The organism is Oleiphilus sp. HI0117, from assembly GCF_001635235.1.
Genome location: NZ_LWGA01001096.1, coordinates 1 through 1,057, shown reverse-complemented (window position 1 = coordinate 1,057; position 1,057 = coordinate 1). Strand labels below are relative to the sequence as shown.

Genomic DNA, 1,057 nt, shown 5'->3' with positions numbered 1-1,057 from the left:
CTATTACTCCTCGCCGGAAAAAGGCTAAGAGACTAGCAGATTGTTAGTTAAGTCAACGCGTTAGGAGTGATTCTGGAAATATCTGATCATCAATTCTGGTATCTGATCACTGATTCTGGAAATCCAGAAAAAGTGATCGAATAAAACCAGAATCAATGGTCGAAAAGTTCCAGAAATGATGATCGGTTAAAACCAGAATGAGTGATCGGAATGGGCCAGAATATGCAATTGACCAGAGATCGGATTCCCACTCTGCCTTATAATACTAATTTCACAATAGTAACCTTGCCCAGAACTGTTAACCAACTCTTCATAAAAGGCTACCAATTCGGAATTAAGAGCGATAGCAGTGGCCGTTCCCCCACCCCCCTTCCACCCAGAAGACTCTACTCTAAGAAACTCCTGATATAAGCTTGGAAGCTTTCCTTTATCTTTTGAGGTTTCTATCTCAATATCTTGCGTAATAGCGAATTTCTTCGATGCCTTTCTAAGGTTATTTCTAAAGTTTTTGGAAATACAATCCTCACTAGATCTTCGCTGAGTCAAATCCAAGTAATCACATCCCGCTCGATCGCCCACACATGCACCTAAACGCCTCAACAATGCACTCTCAGATATCAGAGACTTCTTCTGTACGGCTGGCGCATAAAAACAGTCGTAACCCACTAACAACTCCGTCAGAAGAGTTAGCATGTCTACAGAAGTTAAATCAGAAACTCGAGACACTGAAGTAATTCCAGAGAATTGAGAGTGGTCATGAAATGGTAGAGATAACGCCTTCAATGAAACACCTAAAAGAGAAAGCCTAGTCTCTACAACCGGTATCACGTGTGAAACTTCACCATGCACTTTAATCACAACATAAAAAAAACTCCCGCCCTCCTCCGAAAGATGTTTGCGGTAGCTTTCATTCCATACCAAAAAGTTGTGAGGCCACTTTTCAGTACCTTCTGACTCCCAAGAACGCCAGCAATCTGCCAGCTCCCTAATTTCACTTTCTGTTTTTGCAGTAGTTAAAGTGTACATAGAATAATAAATAACCTAGGTGTAAAAAAAT

Annotated in this window: 1 protein-coding gene; it reads right to left on the bottom strand. The window is 41.0% G+C overall.

What is annotated here, in order from left to right; genetic code table 11:
- Nucleotides 1-186 precede the first annotated feature (186 nt).
- Entirely contained in the window at nt 187-1,026 is an 840-nt protein-coding gene (locus tag A3757_RS19625; RefSeq protein ID WP_068740141.1) for a GNAT family N-acetyltransferase, read from the bottom strand.
- Nucleotides 1,027-1,057: the final 31 nt, after the last annotated feature.

Bases quoted from the DNA above. Each gene is read 5' to 3' on its own strand.
- A3757_RS19625 (WP_068740141.1), bottom strand. From the start codon at position 1,026: ATGTACACTTTAACTACTGCAAAAACAGAAAGTGAAATTAGGGAGCTG.